Annotated in this window: 13 protein-coding genes; 7 read left to right on the forward strand and 6 right to left on the reverse strand. The window is 56.6% G+C overall.

Annotated features, from left to right (window positions below):
• Positions 1-53 precede the first annotated feature (53 nt).
• Positions 54-2,729, forward strand: coding sequence for a bifunctional uridylyltransferase/uridylyl-removing protein GlnD (gene glnD, locus AB8818_RS13175; protein WP_192982039.1), 2,676 nt, complete (start codon positions 54-56; stop codon positions 2,727-2,729).
• A 32-nt stretch (positions 2,730-2,761) separates the two neighbouring features.
• On the forward strand, positions 2,762-3,586 hold the full coding sequence (dapD, locus tag AB8818_RS13180; protein ID WP_008501915.1) for a 2,3,4,5-tetrahydropyridine-2,6-dicarboxylate N-succinyltransferase: 825 nt from the start codon (positions 2,762-2,764) through the stop codon (positions 3,584-3,586).
• Here dapD and AB8818_RS13185 read toward each other — a convergent pair.
• Positions 3,583-4,215, reverse strand: a complete 633-nt coding sequence (locus tag AB8818_RS13185; RefSeq protein WP_116342611.1) for a DNA-binding protein — start codon at positions 4,213-4,215, stop codon at positions 3,583-3,585. The two genes, dapD and AB8818_RS13185, sit on opposite strands and share 4 nt — an antisense overlap.
• Before the next feature lie 322 nt (positions 4,216-4,537).
• Here AB8818_RS13185 and AB8818_RS13190 point away from each other — a divergent pair, with 322 nt between their 5' ends.
• Positions 4,538-4,927, forward strand: a complete 390-nt coding sequence (locus tag AB8818_RS13190; RefSeq protein WP_008501916.1) for a DUF3461 family protein — start codon at positions 4,538-4,540, stop codon at positions 4,925-4,927.
• A 68-nt stretch (positions 4,928-4,995) separates the two neighbouring features.
• Here the strand turns inward: AB8818_RS13190 and AB8818_RS13195 are convergent, their stop codons facing one another.
• From AB8818_RS13195 to dgt, 3 genes are all read right to left on the reverse strand, one after another.
• Positions 4,996-6,153 carry a CdaR family transcriptional regulator gene (locus tag AB8818_RS13195; protein WP_166710167.1) on the reverse strand — a complete coding sequence of 386 codons (1,158 nt, stop codon included), beginning with the start codon at positions 6,151-6,153 and terminating at the stop codon, positions 4,996-4,998.
• A gap of 146 nt (positions 6,154-6,299) precedes the next feature.
• Positions 6,300-7,736, reverse strand: a complete 1,437-nt coding sequence (gene degP, locus AB8818_RS13200; RefSeq protein ID WP_116342607.1) for a serine endoprotease DegP — start codon at positions 7,734-7,736, stop codon at positions 6,300-6,302.
• A 131-nt stretch (positions 7,737-7,867) separates the two neighbouring features.
• Positions 7,868-9,382, reverse strand: coding sequence for a dGTPase (gene dgt / locus AB8818_RS13205; RefSeq protein WP_116342605.1), 1,515 nt, complete (start codon positions 9,380-9,382; stop codon positions 7,868-7,870).
• 82 nt (positions 9,383-9,464) lie between these two features.
• On the opposite strand from dgt, the gene mtnN reads away from it, so the two are divergent.
• The 3 genes from mtnN to AB8818_RS13220 are packed head-to-tail and all read left to right on the forward strand — an operon-like array spanning position 9,465 to position 11,601.
• Entirely contained in the window at positions 9,465-10,163 is a 699-nt protein-coding gene (gene mtnN, locus AB8818_RS13210) for a 5'-methylthioadenosine/S-adenosylhomocysteine nucleosidase (protein ID WP_192982036.1), read from the forward strand.
• The gene (gene btuF, locus AB8818_RS13215; RefSeq protein WP_192982034.1) at positions 10,156-10,956 is read left to right on the forward strand and encodes a vitamin B12 ABC transporter substrate-binding protein BtuF; all 801 of its coding nucleotides are present in this window, start codon (positions 10,156-10,158) and stop codon (positions 10,954-10,956) included. Before mtnN ends, btuF begins: the two co-directional genes overlap by 8 nt.
• Before the next feature lie 21 nt (positions 10,957-10,977).
• Complete coding sequence (locus AB8818_RS13220) at positions 10,978-11,601, forward strand: TRIC cation channel family protein (RefSeq protein ID WP_116342599.1); 624 nt, start codon at positions 10,978-10,980, stop codon at positions 11,599-11,601.
• A gap of 58 nt (positions 11,602-11,659) precedes the next feature.
• Here AB8818_RS13220 and erpA read toward each other — a convergent pair whose 3' ends face one another.
• Together erpA and clcA are read right to left on the reverse strand one after the other, a co-directional pair.
• The gene (erpA, locus tag AB8818_RS13225; RefSeq protein WP_008501923.1) at positions 11,660-12,004 is read right to left on the reverse strand and encodes an iron-sulfur cluster insertion protein ErpA; all 345 of its coding nucleotides are present in this window, start codon (positions 12,002-12,004) and stop codon (positions 11,660-11,662) included.
• A 79-nt stretch (positions 12,005-12,083) separates the two neighbouring features.
• Positions 12,084-13,484 carry a H(+)/Cl(-) exchange transporter ClcA gene (clcA, locus tag AB8818_RS13230; protein WP_192982031.1) on the reverse strand — a complete coding sequence of 467 codons (1,401 nt, stop codon included), beginning with the start codon at positions 13,482-13,484 and terminating at the stop codon, positions 12,084-12,086.
• 177 nt (positions 13,485-13,661) lie between these two features.
• Between clcA and hemL the strand changes: the two genes are divergently transcribed.
• A complete protein-coding gene (hemL, locus tag AB8818_RS13235; protein ID WP_116342595.1) occupies positions 13,662-14,942 on the forward strand; it encodes a glutamate-1-semialdehyde 2,1-aminomutase in 1,281 nt (426 codons plus the stop codon).
• The last annotated feature ends 81 nt before the right edge of the window (positions 14,943-15,023 follow it).

The following is a 15,023-nucleotide window of genomic DNA, read 5'->3' on the forward strand; positions in this document are numbered from 1 at the left end:
GGCAAATGCCGGCTTTTTTAATGGCGATAGCTTTTTCTTATGGGTGGCGCACGATGAGTAATCTATTACCCGAACAGTATGCTAACACAGCCCTTCCCACCCTCCCCGACCAGCCCGATAACCCGGGCGTCTGGCCGCCGCACGAGCTGACCTGCGCGCACATAAAAGCCCATATGGACGTTTTCCATCGCTGGCTGGGCAGCGCGTTCGACGCGGGCATATCTGCCGAGCAGCTCATTGAAGCGCGCACCGAATTTATCGACCAGCTGCTGCAGCGTTTGTGGATCGATTACGGATTTGGGCAAATCAGTGATGTTGCGCTGGTTGCCGTCGGGGGCTATGGCCGCGGAGAGCTTCATCCGCTCTCCGACATCGATCTCCTGATCTTAAGCCGCAAAAAGCTGCCGGACGAACAGGCGCAAAAAATTGGCGAACTGCTGACCCTGCTCTGGGACGTCAAGCTTGAAGTGGGCCACAGCGTGCGCACCCTGGAAGAGTGCCTGCTGGAGGGGTTATCTGACCTGACCGTCGCCACCAACCTGATTGAAACCCGTCTGCTGATTGGCGACGTCGCGCTGTTCCTGGAGCTGCAAAAGCATATTTTCAGCGACGGCTTCTGGCCATCTGAGAAATTCTTCGCCGCCAAGGTCGAGGAGCAAAACCAGCGCCACCAGCGCTACCACGGCACCAGCTATAATCTTGAACCCGATATTAAAAGCAGCCCCGGCGGCCTGCGCGACATCCACACGTTACAGTGGGTCGCCCGTCGCCACTTTGGCGCCACCTCGATGGACGAGATGGTCGGCTTTGGCTTCCTGACCGAGGCCGAGCGTAACGAGCTAAACGAGTGTCTGCACCTGCTGTGGCGCATCCGTTTTGCCCTGCATCTGGAAGTTACCCGCTACGATAACCGCCTGCTGTTCGACCGCCAGCTCAGCGTGGCGCAGCGGCTGAATTATCAGGGCGAAGGTAACGAGCCGGTTGAGCAGATGATGAAGGATTTCTTCCGCGTCACCCGCCGGGTCACCGAGCTGAACCAGATGCTGTTGCAGCTGTTTGATGAAGCAATCCTCGCCCTGACAGCGGACGAAAAGCCGCGCCCGATTGATGACGAATTCCAGCTTCGCGGCACGCTGATCGATCTGCGCGACGAAACGCTGTTTATCCGCGAGCCGGAAGCAATCCTGCGGATGTTCTACACCATGGTGCGCAACAGCACCATCACCGGGATCTACTCCACCACCCTGCGCCATCTGCGCCACGCGCGCCGTCATCTGACGCAGCCGCTGTGCTATATCCCGGAAGCGCGCTCGCTGTTCCTGAGCATGCTCCGCCACCCGGGCGCCGTCAGCCGCGGTCTGCTGCCGATGCACCGCCACAGCGTGCTGTGGGCCTATATGCCGCAGTGGTCGCACATCGTCGGGCAGATGCAGTTCGATCTGTTCCACGCCTATACGGTGGATGAACATACGATCCGCGTCATGCTCAAGCTGGAAAGCTTTGCGAAAGAAGAGACGCGGCCCCGCCACCCGCTGTGCGTGGAGCTGTGGCCGCGCCTGACCCATCCTGAACTGATCCTGATTGCCGCCCTGTTCCACGACATCGCCAAGGGCCGCGGCGGCGATCACTCGGTGCTGGGCGCGCAGGACGTGCTGAAATTTGCCGAACTGCACGGTCTCAACTCGCGTGAAACGCAGCTGGTCGCCTGGCTGGTGCGCCATCACCTGCTGATGTCGGTTACCGCCCAGCGTCGTGATATTCAGGACCCTGAGGTGATTAAGCAGTTCGCCGAAGAAGTCCAGACGGAAAACCGTCTGCGCTACCTGGTCTGCCTGACGGTGGCCGATATTTGCGCCACCAACGAAACCCTGTGGAACAGCTGGAAGCAGAGCCTGCTGCGCGAACTGTACTTCGCCACCGAAAAACAGCTGCGTCGCGGGATGCAAAACACCCCGGACATGCGCGAGCGCGTGCGTCATCACCAGCTGCAGGCGCTGGCGCTGCTGCGGATGGATAACATTGATGAAGAAGCGCTGCATCAGATTTGGGCCCGCTGCCGTGCCAACTATTTTGTGCGCCACAGCCCAAACCAGCTTGCCTGGCACGCGCGGCACCTGCTGAAGCACGATCTGTCTCAGCCGATGATCCTGCTGAGCCCGCAGGCCACGCGCGGCGGAACGGAGATATTCATCTGGAGCCCGGACCGGCCTTATCTGTTTGCTGCCGTCTGCGCCGAGCTGGACAGGCGTAACCTGAGCGTTCACGACGCGCAGATTTTTACCACCCGCGACGGCATGGCGATGGATACCTTTATTGTGCTGGAGCCGGACGGCAGCCCGCTGTCCTCGGACAGGCATGAAGGGATACGCTTTGGTCTGGAGCAGGCGATTACCCAGCGCAGCTGGCAGCCACCGCAGCCGCGCCGTCAGCCGGCGAAACTGCGTCATTTTACCGTCGATACCGAGGTCAACTTCCTGCCGACCCACACCGACCGTAAATCGTTCCTGGAGCTGATCGCGCTCGACCAGCCTGGGCTGCTCGCCCGCGTCGGCCAGGTTTTTGCCGATCTGGGAATTTCGCTCCATGGGGCCCGAATTACAACCATTGGCGAGCGAGTAGAAGATTTATTTATAATCGCCACCGCCGACCGGCGTGCCCTTAATAATGACCTGCAGCTTGAAGTGCAACAACGGTTGACAGCAGCCCTCAATCCAAACGATAAAGGGTGACGTGTTTTTTAGTGAAATGGAAAGAGTAAACAATGCAGCAGTTACAGAACGTTATTGAGTCCGCTTTTGAGCGTCGCGCCGAGATCACTCCGGCAAATGTGGATACCGTGACCCGTGAAGCGGTAAACCAGGTTATTTCCCTGCTGGATTCCGGCGCGCTGCGCGTGGCAGAAAAAATCGACGGTCAGTGGGTCACTCATCAATGGCTGAAGAAAGCCGTGCTGCTCTCTTTCCGCATCAACGATAACCAGGTTATCGACGGAGCAGAAAGCCGCTACTTCGATAAAGTGCCAATGAAATTCGCGGATTACGACGAAGCGCGTTTCCAGAAAGAAGGTTTCCGCGTGGTACCACCGGCAGCAGTACGTCAGGGTGCATTCATCGCACGTAACACCGTGCTGATGCCATCCTATGTGAACATCGGTGCGTACGTTGACGAAGGCACCATGGTCGATACCTGGGCGACAGTCGGTTCCTGCGCGCAGATCGGTAAAAACGTCCACCTGTCTGGCGGCGTCGGCATCGGTGGCGTTCTGGAGCCACTGCAGGCTAACCCAACCATCATTGAAGACAACTGCTTCATCGGCGCGCGTTCAGAAGTGGTAGAAGGCGTGATCGTGGAAGAAGGCTCCGTGATCTCCATGGGCGTTTACATCGGTCAGAGCACCCGTATTTACGACCGTGAAACCGGCGAAGTGCACTACGGTCGCGTTCCTGCGGGCTCCGTGGTGGTTTCCGGTAACCTGCCGTCAAAAGACGGTAAATACAGCCTGTACTGTGCGGTTATCGTGAAGAAAGTGGATGCGAAAACCCGCGGTAAAGTGGGCATCAACGAACTGCTGCGCACCATCGACTAATCCCCAACGCGTTGATAAACCGGGACCCGCCTGTGCGTCCCGGTATAATCATCAAAAACGTCCGTTTCCGCTGTCGCGATTGCCATTCCCTTTTTTCGCAACCCTGCGATATCCGCCGCCATACGCTGGCTCCCCAGCCAGAACAGCCCGTCGAGAGCCGTCACCGCCAGCCCCGACTCCAGCGCCAGTTTCAGTCGCTCACGCGGCGCTTTTACCTCTTTGGCAATCTGCCGGAAAGGCTCTGCCGTAAGTCCGGTGGGATCGATCCGCCGAATGCGGGTGCTCATGCGGTACTGAAAAGCCTCGGGAATCGCATTGAGATCGGCTTTCAGGCTATACACGCAGCCAAAGCGCTTGCCGTTAAAGATAACGTTCTTCTGGCTTAGCTGAAACTCATCGCGCAGCCCGGCGATGAGCTGAGGGGCACGGGTCAGCACCAGTCGGAACGGCAGTTCGAAGCTGGTGACATAATCCACGTTCAGTAAGGCAATGCGTAAACGCTCTTCCGCACCCGCCTTCAGTTGGCGGCACTCAGCGGCAACTTCTGCCCACTGGTGCGTGAGCCTTGGGCTCTCCTCTACGGCGCCAAAGCTGTATTTTTCGATTTGATAATCAATGCGTCCTGACATGTCATTATCCCCGCGGGCTACGCTTTTGTGCGATAACTTTGCCTCATTTCCCCGCTTTTGAATACCCGTCTCGCCCTCCTTTTCTCGCGGCTATCGCTATGCTGCGTAAGCCTTGAGAATGCCGATTAAGGTATAAAATTGATTTCCACTTGACGTAGTCGTTAAAAACAACAATAAACGAGTGGGGGCAATGCACCTTCCCTGCCCGGTAATTTCAGTGAAATGTAATCAGGATCGACCCCGCTTTTTTTGTATGTGAGGGTGGCAAAAAGGAATTTTTTCGTTAATTATTCAAAGGTTATGTTGAGATAAGGGTACCGCTATGTACGATAATCTGAAAAGTCTGGGCATTACCAATCCTGATGAAATTGATCGTTACAGCCTTCGCCAGGAAGCCAACAACGACATTTTAAAAATCTATTTTCACAAGGATAAAGGAGAGTTTTTCGCCAAGAGCGTGAAGTTTAAATATCCACGCCAGCGTAAGACCGTCGTCGCCGACGGCGTAGGACAAGGCTATAAAGAAGTTCAGGAAATCAGCCCTAATCTGCGCTATGTGATCGATGAACTCGATCAGATTTGTCAGCGCGATCGCACTGAAGTCGATCTCAAGCGTAAGATCCTCGACGATCTGCGTCACCTTGAAAGCGTTGTCACCAACAAGATCAGCGAGATTGAAGCGGATCTTGAGAAATTAACTCGCAATAAATAAGTCAGGTGCGGTCTGATCCCCTCACCCCGGCCCTCTCCCACAGGGAGAGGGTGAAAACGCACACTGCATCATCTCTGCTCATCCAGCTGCAGCGCCACGTACAGCAGTAGCCTGTCGTCAAAGTTTCCCAAATCCAGCCCGGTCAGCTCCGAAATCCGGTTAAGCCGGTACTCCAGGGTGTTGCGATGAATAAACAGCGCTTTTGAGGTCGCCAGCGGCTGCACGTTATGGCGGAACCACGCCTGGAGGGTCCGGCGCAGCAAGCCGTTATTGTCCATTGCCTTCAGGCGCACTAACGGCCGCGCCAGCTCGTTGGCCTGCCAGCCGCCGCGCAGGCTATCGAGCAGCACCGGCAGCATCAGATCCTGATAAAAATAACTGCGGCTCTCCGGCATTCGCTGTTTGCCCACCATCATGGTGGTGCGCGCGGTACGCCAGGACCGGGCGATGCTGCCGGGCCCGGTAAAGTAATTGCCCAGGGCAACGCGAAAACGCAGCTGGCCGTTCTCCTGCATACGGGAGATCAGCAGTTCCACGCGACGACGATGATCCTCAGCATCCCAGCGGCCGAACGGATTGAGCGCAGGTTTGAGTACCACCATTTCCGTCAGCGAGACTATCGCCACCAGGTTGTCGCGCTCCGGCGTCGCCAGTGCATTTTGCAGCTGCTGAAGTTCAGCCATCGCGCTGTCTACGCCAAGCTGTCCGCTATCGACCTCAATCACCGCCACCACGCGCGGCTGGTTCAGATCGATCCCCAGACGCTGCGCCCATTCGCTGAGAGCAGGGGTATGCTCTTCCGCCTGAATCAGGTTCATTACCAGCTCTTCGCGTAAACGGCTGTCCTGGGCAAGCAGATACATCAGACGCGACTGCTCCAGCATCATTTCCGCCGTCATACAGACCAGCTCGCCGTATTTACGCAGAGATTCCGGTTCGCCCGTCAGACCAATAACGCCAACAATTTCCCCTTCCAGACGCAGCGGCAGATTAATCCCCTGACGCACGCCGTGCAGGTGTTTCGCTACCGCATCGTCGATATCAACCACGCGGCCCTGAGAGAGCACCAGCAGGGCACCTTCGTGCAATTCCCCAATACGCTCGCGATCGCCGCTGCCAATAATGCGCCCGCGGGCATCCATTACGTTGATATTGGTATCAATGATGCGCATGGTGCGCGCCACGATATCCTGCGCCATTTTGGTATCAAGATGCCAGCCAGCCATGTAACCCTCCTGTGAGCAGAGCTCAAGCATAGGGAAGTTCAGCGACGGCTGCATTGTGCGAATGCACAAAGTGAGAGGGGGAAGTATGGAGTTGCGGTAGGCGTCACAGAAACGAGAAAGCCCCTGCACGCAGGGGCTTAAAAGGATTACTGCATCAGCAGGTAGATTGAGGTGTCACCGCGCTGGATATTCAGTGCCAGCACGGACGGTTTGCTGTCGAGGATTTTGCGCAGTTCAGCGATGTTTTTCACCGGCTGCTGGTTAGCCCCCATAATCACATCACCTTTTTTCAGGCCGATACGGGCAGCGGGTGAATTCGCCTTCACGTTGTTCACCACCACGCCTTTATCTGCGCCTTTATTGCTCATCTCGGCACCTTCAATACCGCTGAAGATAGTGCTGGAATCTACCTGATTCTGGCTGCTCTGCTGCAGCTCAAGGCTCACGTTAACCGGTTTGCCGTCACGCAGCAGGCCAAGGGTCACTTTGCTGCCAATCGGCATCGAGCCCACTTCCGCACGCAGGGCGGCAAAGCTGCTGATCGGTTTACCGTTCAGGGAGGTAATCACATCACCCGCTTTAATGCCCGCCTTCGCCGCTGAGGAGTTCGGCATAACCTGGCTCACGAACGCGCCGCGCTGCGCATCCACCTTCATCGCTTTCGCCAGTTCAGAGTTCAGCTCAGTACCCATGATGCCCAGCTCGCCGCGTTTCACCTGGCCGTACTGCACCATCTGAGCAGTCAGGTTTTTCACCATGTTGCTCGGGATAGCAAAGCCAATCCCGATGTTGCCGCCGTCCGGTGCCAGAATAGCGGTGTTGATACCGATCAGCTCGCCGTTCAGGTTCACCAGCGCACCACCGGAGTTACCGCGGTTAATGGCCGCATCCGTCTGGATGAAGTTTTCATAGTTTTCCGCATTCAGGCCGCTACGGCCCAGCGCAGAGACGATACCGGAGGTCACGGTTTCACCCAGACCGAACGGGTTACCGATAGCGACGGTGTAATCGCCCACGCGCAGCGCGTCGGAGTCGGCAATCTTAATCGCCGTCAGGTTTTTCGGATCCTGAATCTGGATCAGCGCGATATCGGAGCGCGGGTCTTTACCCACCACTTTCGCATCGAACTTGCGGCCATCGCTCAGCTGAACCTTGATGCTGTTAGCGTTATCCACAACGTGGTTGTTGGTGACGACGTAGCCTTTCGCCGCATCAATAATCACCCCCGAGCCAAGCGCCATGAATTTCTGTTGCTGGCCGCCGCCCTGGCTGTCATCCCCTGCGCCACCGCCCTGACAGAACGGAGAGCTCTGGAATGGCGAACCGTCCTGGCAGAACGGTGAATTGTCACCGAAGAACTGCTGGAAGTTACGCGGCATACGCGGCGTATTGACGGTCGTGCTACCCTCAACGTTAATACTCACCACCGATGGCATCACTTTTTCGAGCATCGGTGCCAGGCTTGGCATCTGCTGCGCGGTTGCTGCCGACGACGCGGTCTCGGCTGCAGTAGCAGTCAGAGGAGACAGCGCTAAACCTAAACTCAGAGCCAGTGCACTCATTGCTAATGTGGTTTTTTTCATGTTTCTCAATCTCGATTTACAGGTAACGCAAAATTGCTGTGTAACTCAGATTCATTTTATACCGCTTAGTTCCGGCCATAAGTTTATGGAAAAGGTAAAAATTTATTGGCCGTCTTTACAAAACTCCGTGGTTATTCCACCGCCATGAGCTTGCGGTATTCATCCCAGGCATACAAATCCGTCATGCCGCTGATATAGTCCTGGATAAGACGGCAGCGATAATAATATTCCATCACCGGCCATTGGGAAGAATGGCGATCCAGCTTACCCATCGCTTCGACATAGGCCAGGCGATGCCGGGTAGAGAGTTTCTGATAAAGCCGCGATTCGATGGGTATTCTGCGCACGCGCTCGTGCTCCACCAGCTCGCTGAAATCGTCCACCGACAGCTGGAGCAACGGGGAATAAATTTCCAGTAACCCACTGATTACCCGATAGCCCTGCAGCTCTAACTGCTCGACATCCGGATGGCTAAATACATGCCGCATCGCCACATGCTTATAAAGCTCAAGGAGTTGGCTGAAACTGCTGTCATCCTCCAGCAGCGCGTGGTTGAATTCCCCGCTGAAGATTTGCGGCAAATTATCTATAAAGCGTGAGGCGGCATACGGCACCAGTTTATTTAATGTATTGACCCGTAAATACATAAAGAACTGATCTTCCGTACTGCGGCTTAACGTATTTGAGCGCGATTTTTCCCAGGCATTTTCGACAACCTGCGCGAACAGCGATCCTTTTTCATGGGTTCCCCACGCTGCATAAAGATGCTGATAAAGCTCCTCGACGCTGAATATTCTTTTCTCGACGGCATCTTCCAGGTCGGCCACGCAATAGGAAATATCGTCGGCGGCTTCCATAATCCACGTCAATGGGAAGCGGCCGTTTGGCGTCAGGGAAAGTTCTTTACGGAGCCGTTCTATATAGGCCTCTTCGGAAAGGTAATAGCCCGGTTTTTTCATTAAATAACTGTGGGACGCGGGCGTTTCCCCCATCCACCAGGCGGGACGCGTATATTTCAGAATGCAGCCGACCTGCGCCCAGGTCAGGTTCATGCGCATCAGAGAGTGCACCAGCCGGATCCCCTGCGCATTGCCCTCAAAGTGACAGAGGTCCTGGCGCACTTTGCGGCGTAGATCGTTTAGCCCTTCTTCGCCCTCACGCAGGCGTAAATCGCGCACGATGCAGCGGTCATCGCTGAGTGGCTGGCTTACCGCATCCGACGGATAAAGCCGCTGTTTAAACCAGTCATTAATAGCCGCCTCGCCAAAGTGGCCAAAAGGCGGGTTGCCGATATCGTGCATCAGGCAGGCCATCTCAACGATGCTCTCGAAGGGCCCCGTCAGCTCATCCAGGCCATAGGTTTCCAGTAAACGTTGCTCTTTGAGGCGGCTTAAAATCTCTTTGGCAATATAACGTCCGACCTGCTGCACTTCCATTGAGTGGGTTAAGCGCGTGCGCACCGCGGCGTTACGCTCCAGCGGGAACACCTGGGTCTTTTGCTGCAAACGCCGGATGGCGGGTGAGTTAATGATCCTGCCGCGATCGCTTTCGAAGATACGCAGGATCTCATGTTCGCTCTTTTCGCCCTGCGGCGAACGGAAACGTCGGTGCCAGTTAATTTTGGTACGAAAATCGATTGGTGACATGTGCTCCCCCGCGTGAGAATGCGTTTCCCCTTAACCGCATGATAGACTATGCCTCTTAACAAGGCACATCGCGAGTAAATCTATGAAAATCGGCATTATTGGTGCAATGGAAGAAGAAGTTACGCTCCTGCGTGACAAAATTGAGAACCGTCAGACCCTCTCTCTCGGGGGTTGTGAGATCTACACCGGCCAGCTGAACGGTGTTGAGGTGGCTCTGCTGAAATCAGGCATCGGTAAAGTTGCTGCTGCGCTGGGTGCGACCCTGCTGCTTGAGCGCTGCAAGCCGGACGTCATCATTAACACCGGCTCGGCAGGCGGCCTGGCACCGACGCTGAAAGTGGGTGATATCGTTGTCTCCGACGAAGCGCGTTACCACGATGCTGACGTCACCGCGTTCGGCTACGAATACGGCCAGCTTCCGGGCTGCCCGGCAGGGTTTAAAGCTGACGACAAACTGATTGCGGCGGCAGAGACCTGTATTGCTGAGCTCAACCTCAACGCGGTGCGCGGCCTGATTGTCAGCGGTGATGCGTTCATCAATGGCTCCGTCGGTCTGGCGAAAATCCGCCACAACTTCCCGCAGGCGGTTGCCGTTGAGATGGAAGCGACCGCGATTGCGCACGTTTGCTACAACTTCAGCGTACCGTTCGTAGTGGTTCGCGCCATCTCTGACGTGGCAGACCAGCAGTCTCACATCAGCTTCGACGAGTTCCTGGCCGTTGCAGCGAAACAGTCTACCGTGATGGTGGAACGCCTGGTGCAGAACCTGGCACGTGGTTAAACAGTCCCTCAGGGCGCTGGTCGCCCTGCTTCTGCTCGCACCGGCGTGGCTTTTCGCCGCGCCGCGTGTGATTACCCTCTCCCCCGCCAATACCGAACTGGCGTTTGCCGCCGGGATCACGCCCGTTGGCGTCAGCAGCTTTTCGGATTACCCCCCACAGGCGTCCGGCATTGAGCAAGTGGCAACCTGGCAAGGGATGAACCTTGAGCGCATCGTGGCGCTTAAACCGGATCTCGTGCTGGCCTGGCGTGGTGGTAACGCCGAGCGGCAGGTTAACCAGCTCACCTCGCTTGGCATCAAAGTCATGTGGGTTGACGCGGTAAGTATTGAGCAAGTCGCCCAGGCACTCCGCGCCTTGACCCCTTATAGCCCTGCGCCTCAAAAAGCCGAGAGTGCGGCGAACCAAATGCTCAGCGACTATGCCGCGCTGAAAGCCCAATACAATACGCCAGCCAAAAAACGCATCTTCCTGCAGTTTGGCAGCCAGCCGCTGTTCACCACCGGAAAAGGCTCGATTCAGAACCAGGTACTTGAAGTCTGTGGCGGTGAAAATATCTTTGCTGCCAGCCGGGTACCGTGGCCTCAGGTGAGCCGTGAGCAGGTTCTGGCGCGCCAGCCGCAGGCCATCGTAGTGGTCGGAAATGCGAGCGAGATTCCTAAAATTAAACAATTCTGGCAGAGCCAGCTAAAAATTCCGGTGATCCCGCTTAACAGCGACTGGTTTGAACGCGCCAGCCCGCGTATTATCCTCGCCGCAAAACAGCTCTGTGCCGCCCTGGCAGAGAGCCACTAACATACGTTCGAGGATTTAGCGATGCTCGTTTATTGGCTGGATATTCTTGGTACAGCCGTTTTTGCTATCTCCGGCGTCCTGCTCGCCGGAAAACTACGCATGGATCCGTTTGGCGTGCTGGTGCTGGGCGTGGTGACCGCCGTGGGCGGCGGGACAATCCGCGATATGGCGCTGGATAATGGCCCGGTGTTTTGGGTGAAAGATCCTACCGACCTGGTGGTGGCGATGGTGACCTGTCTGTTAACCATTGTACTGGTTCGCCAGCCCCGCAGATTACCGAAATGGATCCTGCCGGTGCTGGATGCCGTGGGTCTGGCCGTGTTTGTGGGGATCGGGGTGAATAAAGCCTTCAATGCCGGAACAGGGCCGATGGTGGCGATCTGCATGGGGGTATTGACCGGCGTAGGCGGCGGGATCATTCGCGACATCCTGGCGCGCGAAGTACCGATGATCCTGCGGACTGAAATCTACGCAACGGCCTGTATAATTGGCGGGATTGTGCACGCCACGGCGTACTACACCTTCGCGGTACCGCTGGAAAATGCGGCCATGCTGGGGATGGTCGTTACGCTGGTGATACGTTTAGCGGCGATACGCTGGCACCTGAAGCTGCCGACGTTTGCGCTGGATGAAACTTCAAGATAGTCGTCGTTTATAAGCCCGGTGGCGCTTCGCTTACCGGGCCTACAATCCGCATTCAGGCTTAAATGCTGAATGAAGAACCACACCCGCAGGTGCTTGTTGCGTTCGGGTTGGTCACCACAAAGCGCGAGCCTTCCAGACCTTCGGTATAATCCACCGAACCGCCTACCAGATACTGCAGGCTCATCGGGTCAACCACCAGCGCGACGCCCTGCTTCTCAATGGTCATATCGCCGTCGTTCACCTGATCGTCAAAGGTAAAACCGTACTGGAAGCCGCTGCAGCCGCCACCGGTAATATAGACACGCAGTTTCAGATCCGGATTGTCTTCGTCGGCAATCAGGGTTTTCACTTTGTTGGCTGCTGCTTCGGTAAATTCCAGCGGCACAGCTACGTCATCACTCATCTTATGCTCCCATGAATACTGCTATTGGGTAAAATTCACCCAATTCTTTTCGTCATTATCTAATACCCTGGTAATTCATTCAAGTATTCTGCGTGGCGGCCCGCTCCGCCTCTTGTTTTGCCAGGGTACGCGCGAGGATGGTGGAGTATAGCGGTTTTCCACCCAGGAATTGGGCTAATAGTGTCGCCCCGAGACAGGTAATGATCATTGGCAAAATGAGCTGGTAATTATCCGTCATCTCCAGCACCAGCACTATGCCGGTTAACGGCGCACGCAGGGACGCGGCCAGCAGTGCCCCCATCCCGGCCACGGCAAAGGTGCCAGCGTCCAGATGGTAAGCGGGGAAACCCGCCTCAGCCGCCATACCAAACGCGGTGCCGAGCAACGTTCCCAGCGCCAGCATCGGGGCAAAAATCCCGCCGGGAGCGCCGGAGGAGAAGCACAATACCGTCGTGATAACCCGGGAGATAAACATAAACAGCAGCAAACCCACGCTGAAGTTTCCGGCTGCGGCAATGGGAATAAGCCCGAAGCCGCCGCCCGCGGCATTCGGTTCGATAAAGCCGAGCATGCCGCAAATGCCGCCCAGCAGGCCGCCCATCAGCACCCATTTCGTGGTATTGCCGCCGTGAACGCGCTGAAACATATCCTGAGCGAGTAAGATAAAGGCATTGAACAGCGGCCCCACCACGCCAAAAATCATGCCGAGGATCAGATATAGCCACAAGGTGTTCACCGGTGCGTTGGTCAGTTTACCGACTTCAATCACCGCCCCTTCGCCATTAAAGATGCGAAAGACAATGCTCGACATAATGACGCCAGTAAACACCGCTTTAATGGAGATCAGGTTGTAGCGGAACTGCGCGCGCATCTCTTCGATGATGAACAAAATACCCGCAAGCGGCGCGTTAAATGCCGCAGAAAGCCCCGCCGCTGCACCGGTGGCCAGCAGCGTATGGCGCGCCTCGGCGCTACGCATACGGAACAGATCGCCCACCATGCGGCCGACGTTCCCCCCCAGCTGCACCGTTGGCCCCTCCCGGCCTAGCACCATCCCCGCGCCCAGCGTCCCCATGCCGCCGATGAATTTAACCGGGATCACCCTCCACCAGCGCACCGGACGCAGCTCCTCCAGCGCGCCTTCAATTTCCGGAATGCCAGACCCGCCCGCTTCCGGGGCGAATTTACGCACCAGAAAATACCCCACCATGGCAAACAGCGCAGACAGGCCGAATGCCGCTACCCAGACCAGCCATTCGCTCTCGGCGAAACCGGCTACGGTTCCCACTCGCCAGTTGAGTACGGCATTAACCGCTTTTTCAAACGCCACGCCAACCAGGCCTGCAAGGGTACCCACCACGGCAGCGGCCAGCAGGATCGCCAGCGGCGTTTTATCGCGATTGAGCAGCCGCCGAATGCTGATTCGGTGCTGGGCGCGCGTAAACTGTTGTTCTTCAAAAGACGGAGAATCTGATTTCATGTCCTGTTCTTATTCATCATACAAAAAGCCGCGAAGATTTTACCAGAGACCTTCCCTGCGTCGCCTGAAAAATACTTAACAAATCTTAAAGCATTACCCGGCTAAAAATTTCATAACCTTCCACGAATCACTTAGAATAGTGTGCTTAATCATTTTATACGAACCAGGAACGACGCCATGAGCAAGTCTGAAAACCTCTACAGTGCAGCCCGCGAGCTTATCCCAGGTGGCGTGAACTCACCTGTTCGCGCCTTTACCGGCGTGGGCGGAACGCCGCTGTTTATTGAACGTGCTGACGGCGCGTATCTGTATGATGTCGATGGCAAAGCCTATATCGATTACGTCGGTTCCTGGGGGCCGATGGTTCTCGGACATAACCACCCTGCCATTCGTAACGCGGTCATCGAAGCCGCGCAGCGCGGCCTGAGCTTCGGTGCGCCAACCGAGATGGAAGTGAAAATGGCGGAGCTGGTTACCGAACTGGTGCCTACCATGGACATGGTGCGTATGGTGAACTCCGGTACTGAAGCCACCATGAGCGCCATCCGCCTGGCGCGCGGTTTTACCGGTCGCGACAAAATCATCAAGTTCGAAGGCTGCTACCACGGCCATGCGGACTGCCTGCTGGTTAAAGCAGGCTCCGGCGCGCTGACGCTCGGCCAGCCAAACTCGCCTGGCGTACCTGCGGATTTCGCGAAGCACACCCTGACCTGCACCTACAACGATCTGAACACCGTTCGCGCGGCGTTCGAGCAGTATCCGCAGGAGATCGCCTGCATTATCGTTGAGCCGGTTGCGGGCAACATGAACTGCATCCCTCCGCAGCCTGACTTCCTGCCGGGCCTGCGCGCCCTGTGCGACGAGTTCGGCGCGCTGCTGATCATCGATGAAGTCATGACCGGCTTCCGCGTGGCGCTGGCGGGTGCCCAGTCTTACTACGGCGTTGAGCCGGACCTGACCTGCCTCGGCAAAATCATCGGCGGCGGCATGCCGGTCGGTGCTTTCGGTGGTCGTAAGGACGTGATGGAGGCCCTGGCGCCAACCGGCCCGGTTTACCAGGCGGGCACACTCTCCGGTAACCCAATTGCCATGGCTGCGGGCTTCGCCTGTCTGACCGAAGTGGCGCAGCCGGGTATTCATGAAACCCTGACGGACCGCACCACACAGTTGGCAAACGGTCTGCTGGAAGCCGCAGAAGAAGCGGGGGTTCCGCTGGTTGTTAACCACGTCGGCGGCATGTTCGGGATTTTCTTCACCGATGCGAAAACCGTGACCTGCTACCAGGACGTGGTGAAGTGCGACGTTGAACGCTTCAAGCGCTTCTTCCACCTGATGCTGGAAGAAGGCGTGTACCTGGCACCGTCCGCGTTCGAAGCGGGCTTTATGTCCGTGGCGCACAGCGAAGAAGATATCAATAACACCATCGACGCTGCGCGTAAGGTGTTTGCGAAGTTGTAAGATGTGCGGCCTGGTGCCCTCACCCCAACCCTCTCCCACGGGGAGAGGGAGCAAACACTAAAACGGCAATCCAGGGATTGC

It is taken from the genome of Enterobacter sp. KB-280D8, assembly GCF_041399405.1.
In the GTDB taxonomy this organism is placed as follows: domain Bacteria; phylum Pseudomonadota; class Gammaproteobacteria; order Enterobacterales; family Enterobacteriaceae; genus Enterobacter; species Enterobacter cloacae_N.